We start from the raw sequence: 6,282 nt of genomic DNA, 5'->3' as shown, positions 1-6,282 counted from the left end.
ACCAATGCTAAATCGCTCATGGTGATGGTCTCCGAAAATAAAACACCCTGCGAAAGCGTAGCCCTCGCAAGGTGTCGGGGTGACCATCTCATTAAACCGCGCTAGCGGTTTTTTTATGCCTCAAGTACTTCAGTTAGATTGCGCCACGCTCACGCAGTGCAGCCAGTACCAATTTAACGCCTTCATCGACCGACACGCTCTGGGTGTCGATGACTACATCAGCGTCAAGCGGAACATCATATGGGAAAGATTCGCCCGGGATGTTATCGCCATTGGCCGCGTACAAACCTTGCGGATCACGCTCACGGCAAACCTGCGGTGAAGCCTGCACATAAACCGTGATCAGGCGATCAGCGCCAATCAGGGTTCTCGCCTGCTCACGCCCTTCTGCATCCGGGGCGACAAAGGCAGCCAAGGTCAGCAAACCAGCCTCATTGAACTGACGTGCAACATGGGCCGCGCGACGCCAGTTTTCAGTGCGGCCTGAACGATCCTGCGGCAAGCCTTTATTGAGATCATGGCGCAGATTCTGGCCATCCAGCACATAGACGCCACGCCCCATGTCGAACAGCTTACGTTCCACGGCATAAGCCAAGGTGCTTTTACCCGCGCCCGACAGACCGCTGAACAGCACCGTGGCGGGCTGTTGCCCAAGGCGCGTAGCGCGCTCCTCAACCGAAACATGGGACTGCTTACCGTGCTGACCTGAGCCTTGCGAACCCACCGCATCGGCGATGATCATGCCCGCACCAACAGTACCGTTGGTTAAACGGTCGATCACAATAAACGCACCGGTGGTGCGGTTGTGAGCATAACCATCCAGCGCAATGGCGGTATCCAGCGCAATCCGCACCTTGCCGATTTCATTGAGCTGCAGGCTGCTCGCTGGGTTCTCTTCTAGGGTATTAACATCGACTTGGTGGGCAATGCTGGCGATCGAACCCGGCACATAGCTGGTAGCGCGTTTGATGTCGTATTTTTTACCCGGCAGCATCGGCTCATCTGCCATCCACACCAGCATGGCATCAAAGTTGTCAGTTACTTGTGGCTTGCTGTCGGCGTGAACCAACATGTCACCGCGGGATACATCGATCTCGTCTTCAAGGGTCAGCGTGATTGCCTGGCCAGGACCGGCCTGCTCGAGTTCACCTTCATAAGTCACGATCGACTTAACGCGACTGCCTTTGCCCGACGGCAAGACCATCACTTCATCGCCCTTGTGCACGATGCCGCTGGCCAATGTACCGGCAAAGCCGCGGAAGTTAAGATTCGGACGGTTTACATATTGCACCGGGAAACGCAGATCATTGAAGTTACGGTCACCCGAAATTTCAACGGTTTCAAGAATCTCCATCAGCGACTGACCGTCATACCAGGGCGAGCGCTCACTCTTGCTGACCACGTTATCGCCCTTGAGCGCCGACATCGGCACAAAGTGCAGTGACGTCGGCTTCAGCGCTATACCTTCGGCGAACTTCAGGTAATCAGCTTTGATCTGTTCGAATACGCCTTGATCGAAGTCCTTCAAGTCCATCTTGTTGATGGCAACAACGATGTGCTTGATGCCCAGCAGCGACGTAATAAAGCTGTGACGCTTGGTCTGAGTCTGTACGCCGTAACGTGCATCAATCAGGATGATCGCCAGGTCACAGGTCGACGCTCCTGTGGCCATATTGCGGGTGTACTGCTCGTGGCCCGGAGTATCAGCGATGATGAACTTGCGCTTGGACGTGGAGAAATAACGATACGCCACGTCAATGGTAATGCCTTGCTCGCGCTCGGCCTGCAAACCATCAACCAGCAAGGCCAGATCGACCTCTTCGCCGGTGGTGCCGCTTTTTTTCGAGTCACGCGTAATGGCTTCAAGGTGATCCTCGTAGATCATCTTCGAGTCGTGCAGCAGGCGCCCAATCAGGGTGCTTTTGCCGTCATCGACGTTGCCACAGGTCAGGAACCGCAACAGCTCTTTACGTTCGTGCTGCGCCAGGTAAGCGAGAATATCTTCGCTGATCAATTCAGATTGGTGCGACATCTTAAAAGTACCCCTGACGTTTTTTCTCTTCCATCGAACCCGCACCATCGTGGTCAATAACACGACCCTGGCGCTCAGAGGTCCGCGTCAGCAGCATTTCCTGGATGATGTCAGCCAGGGTAGTTGCCTGCGACTCAACCGCGCCGGTCAGCGGGTAATCACCCAAGGTACGGAAACGCACCATCTTCTTTTGAATACGGGATTTTTCTTCGTCTGACATGTGCTCAAGAATGCGCTCATCATCAATCATGATTAGCGTGCCATTTTTCTCGATCACTTCGCGCTCAGCCGCAAAATACAACGGCACAATCGGGATTTGCTCCAGATAGATGTACTGCCAGATGTCCAACTCGGTCCAGTTAGACAGCGGGAAGACGCGAATCGACTCGCCCTTCTTGACCTTGCCGTTGTAGACATTCCACAACTCAGGACGCTGATTCTTTGGATCCCAGCGGTGCTTGCTGTCACGGAACGAGTAGACGCGCTCTTTGGCACGGGATTTCTCTTCATCGCGACGCGCGCCACCAAAGGCCGCATCAAAACCATGCTTATCGAGTGCCTGCTTGAGGCCCTCGGTCTTCATGATATCGGTGTGTTTAGCACTGCCGTGGGTCAGTGGATTGATACCCTGCGCCACGCCTTCTTGGTTGACGTGAACGATCAGATCCAAGCCCATCTCGGCCTTCATTTTATCGCGGAAGCTATACATCTCCTGGAACTTCCAGCGGGTGTCGACGTGCATAACCGGGAACGGAAGCTTGCCAGGGAAGAACGCCTTGCGTGCCAAGTGCAGCATCACAGCGGAGTCTTTACCAATGGAATACAGCATTACCGGGTTGTCGAATTCAGCGGCCACTTCACGAATGATGTGGATACTCTCCGCCTCGAGCTCTTTCAGGTGGGTCATTTTGTCGAGCATAGCTACTCACGATTTGCTTTGTAATGGGGCCAGCGGGCCGTGGACATGGGCGCACTCTAGCACAGCACTAGCTTCTAATCAGGACGCCAGCTAGATCAAAAAGATCTAACTTTATGCTCAGTATTTTCAGTCCCACACACCTACGAAAGCTGCACACAATGTGCTTGAACAAGAATCAAATTGGATTGGCGCAGTCAATGAACAGATGCTCAATAGCAAACCGCTTTGCCAGATACTCGCCCAATGCCTGCACACCATAGCGCTCAGTCGCATGGTGGCCTGCGGCAATAAAACTGATGCCATTCTCTTGGGCACTGTGAAAGGTCTGCTCAGAGGCTTCGCCTGTGAGGTACAAATCAACACCCGCCGCGATGGCTTCGTCGATATACCCCTGCCCACCCCCTGTACACCAGCCAACACGGCGGATCATTTCAGGCCCCTCGACTAGAAGCGGTTCGCGACCCAGTACCTCGCGCACCCGGCGGGCAAAATCTCCAGCGCTCTGTGGTTCATCCAAAGAACCGACCAAACCAACGGTGCGTGAGTTATCTGGATTCAGCGGCCCCTCGACGGTAATGCCTAGCTGCGCGGCGAGCTGAACGTTATTACCCACTTCGGGATGCACATCGAGGGGTAAGTGGTAGGCGAGCAGGCTAATATCGCTCCCCAGCAGCGCCTTCAGCCGACGCTGTTTCATGCCCGTGACGCAGGGGTCTTCGCCTTTCCAGAAAAACCCATGGTGTACCAGAATCACATCAGCCTGGGCCTCAATTGCTGCATCAATCAGCGCCTGACTGGCCGTCACACCTGTGACTAATCGCTGCACATTGGGCCGGCCTTCAACCTGCAAGCCGTTCGGACAGTAGTCACTGATACTGCCGGCATTCAAATATCGCTGGGTCTCAGCAACCAGCGTGCTCAGGGCAATTGCCATGTTGTTTCCTTAATAGATTAATGCAAGCCAATGCAATATTCGCGCTAGGGCCCTTATAATGGCTCACCTTAAGGGGCTCAGGTGCCCCTCGCAACTCTCAGGACTTCTTTGATGCTCAAAGCAGTGCGTTATTTTGGCTGGCCCTTACTTGTTGGTGTACTCGTCGCCTTGCTGTTTATCCAACAGTATCCGGAATGGGTTGGCCTGCCTGACCACGATGTAGAAGTCCGCCAGACGCCTAATCACAGACGTAGCCCGACTGCCGGCCCCGCGTCATATGCCAACGCAGTTAATGTGGCGTCACCTGCTGTAGCCAACTTGTACACCACCAAATATGTGAATAAGCCTGCACTACCGCTGTTTGAAGACCCACAGTTCAAAAAGTTCTTTGGCGATAATTTGCCAAGGCAACGGCGCATGGAGTCGAGTCTCGGTTCAGCGGTCATCATGAGTTCGGAAGGCTATCTGCTGACCAACAACCACGTGACTGCAGGTGCCGACCAAATCGTGGTGGCACTTAAAGATGGTCGTGAGACATTGGCCCACGTCATCGGCAGCGACCCAGAAACTGATTTGGCGGTGCTTAAGATTGACCTTGATAACATGCCGGCGATCACCCTTGGCCGCTCGGATAATATCAAGATCGGCGACGTAACCCTGGCCATCGGCAACCCATTTGGGGTCGGCCAAACCGTGACCATGGGCATCATCAGCGCCACGGGCCGCAATCAGCTCGGCCTTAATACATACGAAGACTTCATTCAGACTGACGCAGCCATCAACCCAGGCAACTCGGGCGGCGCGCTGGTGGATGCTGACGGCAATCTGGTCGGGATCAACACCGCAATTTTCTCTAAATCAGGCGGGTCACAAGGCATTGGTTTCGCCATCCCGGTGAAGCTGGCTCTTGAAGTCATGCAGGCCATTATCGAGCATGGCCAAGTCATCCGTGGCTGGCTGGGCATCGAAGTACAGCCCCTGACACCTGAGCTGGCCGAGTCATTCGGCCTTGAAGGTCGCCCCGGCATTGTGGTTGCTGGTATTTACCGAGACGGCCCAGCTCAACGCGCAGGCCTGCAGCCGGGTGATTTGATTATGAATATTGATGGCGAGCCGGCAGGCGATGGTCGCCGCTCAATGAATCAGGTGGCACGAACCAAGCCGGGCGACAAGATTCGCATTGAAATCCTGCGCAACGGCAAGCCAATGGACCTCACCGCAGAGGTTGGTGTGCGCCCACCCGCATCAACCAAAACCGAGGATAACCAGTAGGCAAACGACGGATACGCCGCTATCTCACTGCCTGAGATAGCGGCCGCAGGCCTTACCAACAAATGCCTTGCAAGGCGTCTAGCAGTGACTGATTTTGCTCAGCCGTACCAATACTGATGCGCAAGAACTGAGCGATCCGCGCCTGCTTGAAGTGACGCACTATCACGCCTTGCTCACGTAACTGCGCAGCCAACTCAGCCGCATCACGCTCAGGGTGGCGCGCAAAGACGAAGTTCGCCGCCGAAGGCAGCACCTCAAAGCCCAGCTGCTGCAGCCCTTCAATCACCTCATTACGGCTATTGATGACGGCCTTACAGCTCTGTTCAAAGTAGCTTTTATCGTCAAATGCAGCTGCAGCACCAGCAATCGCAATACGATCCAAAGGATAAGAGTTGAAGCTATTCTTGATCCGCTCCAGCGCCTCGATCAGATCAACATGCCCCACAGCAAAGCCTACTCGCAGCCCGGCCAATGAACGTGACTTAGATAGGGTTTGGGTTACCAACAAGTTCGGGTACTTATCCACCAGACTAATCGCCGACTCACCCCCGAAGTCGATGTAGGCCTCATCCACCACCACAACGCTTTCGGTATTGAGAGTCAACAGACGTTCAATAGCCTCAAGCGGCAGCAGGCAACCAGTCGGGGCATTCGGATTGGGGAAAATGATGCCGCCATTTGGGCGCGCATAGTCTTCGACCCGGATTTGGAACTGCTCATCGAGATCAACAACCCCCGGCTCAATCCCGTATAAACCACAATAGACCGGGTAAAAACTGTAGCTTATGTCCGGAAACAGCAGTGGTTTGTTGTGCTGAAACAACCCATGAAAGGCGTGAGCGAGGACTTCATCCGAACCATTGCCGACAAACACTTGGTCCGTTTGTATGCCATAGAACGTTGCAATGGCTTGCTTTAGCCGATCACTGTTCGGGTCGGGATAAAGGCGCAGCTGGTCATTCACCTCTGCCTGCATGGCTGCAATGGCCAGGGGCGAGGGCCCGTAGGGGTTTTCATTGGTATTGAGCTTTACCAGCTTGGCCAGCTTAGGTTGCTCGCCCGGAACATAGGGCACCAATTGTTTGACGAAGGGGCTCCAAAATTTACTCACTGCCCTGCTCTCCT

The 6,282-nt window shown here is 54.4% G+C and carries 5 protein-coding genes; 1 reads left to right on the top strand and 4 read right to left on the bottom strand.

From position 1 onward, the window contains the following. Positions 1-133: 133 nt before the first annotated feature. The 3 genes from cysN to ACIGCM_RS18815 all read right to left on the bottom strand — a co-directional run bounded on the left by cysN (position 134) and on the right by ACIGCM_RS18815 (position 3,885). Entirely contained in the window at positions 134-2,032 is a 1,899-nt protein-coding gene (gene cysN / locus ACIGCM_RS18825) for a sulfate adenylyltransferase subunit CysN (RefSeq protein ID WP_397503575.1), read from the bottom strand. A gap of 1 nt (position 2,033) precedes the next feature. After that, on the bottom strand, positions 2,034-2,951 hold the full coding sequence (gene cysD, locus ACIGCM_RS18820; protein WP_339486498.1) for a sulfate adenylyltransferase subunit CysD: 918 nt from the start codon (positions 2,949-2,951) through the stop codon (positions 2,034-2,036). 175 nt (positions 2,952-3,126) lie between these two features. After that, positions 3,127-3,885, bottom strand: coding sequence for a Nif3-like dinuclear metal center hexameric protein (locus tag ACIGCM_RS18815; protein WP_397503574.1), 759 nt, complete (start codon positions 3,883-3,885; stop codon positions 3,127-3,129). Between the two features lie 111 nt (positions 3,886-3,996). Here ACIGCM_RS18815 and algW point away from each other — a divergent pair, with 111 nt between their 5' ends. Then, positions 3,997-5,157, top strand: coding sequence for a Do family serine endopeptidase AlgW (gene algW, locus ACIGCM_RS18810; protein ID WP_397503573.1), 1,161 nt, complete (start codon positions 3,997-3,999; stop codon positions 5,155-5,157). 52 nt (positions 5,158-5,209) lie between these two features. Here algW and hisC read toward each other — a convergent pair whose 3' ends face one another. Next, the gene (gene hisC / locus ACIGCM_RS18805; protein WP_397503572.1) at positions 5,210-6,268 is read right to left on the bottom strand and encodes a histidinol-phosphate transaminase; all 1,059 of its coding nucleotides are present in this window, start codon (positions 6,266-6,268) and stop codon (positions 5,210-5,212) included. Positions 6,269-6,282: the final 14 nt, after the last annotated feature.

This window comes from Pseudomonas sp. NPDC078700 (assembly GCF_044542375.1).
Taxonomy (GTDB): domain Bacteria; phylum Pseudomonadota; class Gammaproteobacteria; order Pseudomonadales; family Pseudomonadaceae; genus Aquipseudomonas.
Note: the sequence above shows the minus strand (reverse complement) of the source record. Positions and strands in the feature narration are given on the sequence as shown.

Excerpts from the sequence above, each read along its gene's own strand:
- cysN (WP_397503575.1), bottom strand. The coding sequence starts at position 2,032 with ATGTCGCACCAATCTGAATTGATCAGCGAAGATATTCTCGCTTACCTG.
- cysD (WP_339486498.1), bottom strand. The coding sequence starts at position 2,951 with ATGCTCGACAAAATGACCCACCTGAAAGAGCTCGAGGCGGAGAGTATC.
- ACIGCM_RS18815 (WP_397503574.1), bottom strand. The coding sequence starts at position 3,885 with ATGGCAATTGCCCTGAGCACGCTGGTTGCTGAGACCCAGCGATATTTG.
- algW (WP_397503573.1), top strand. The coding sequence starts at position 3,997 with ATGCTCAAAGCAGTGCGTTATTTTGGCTGGCCCTTACTTGTTGGTGTA.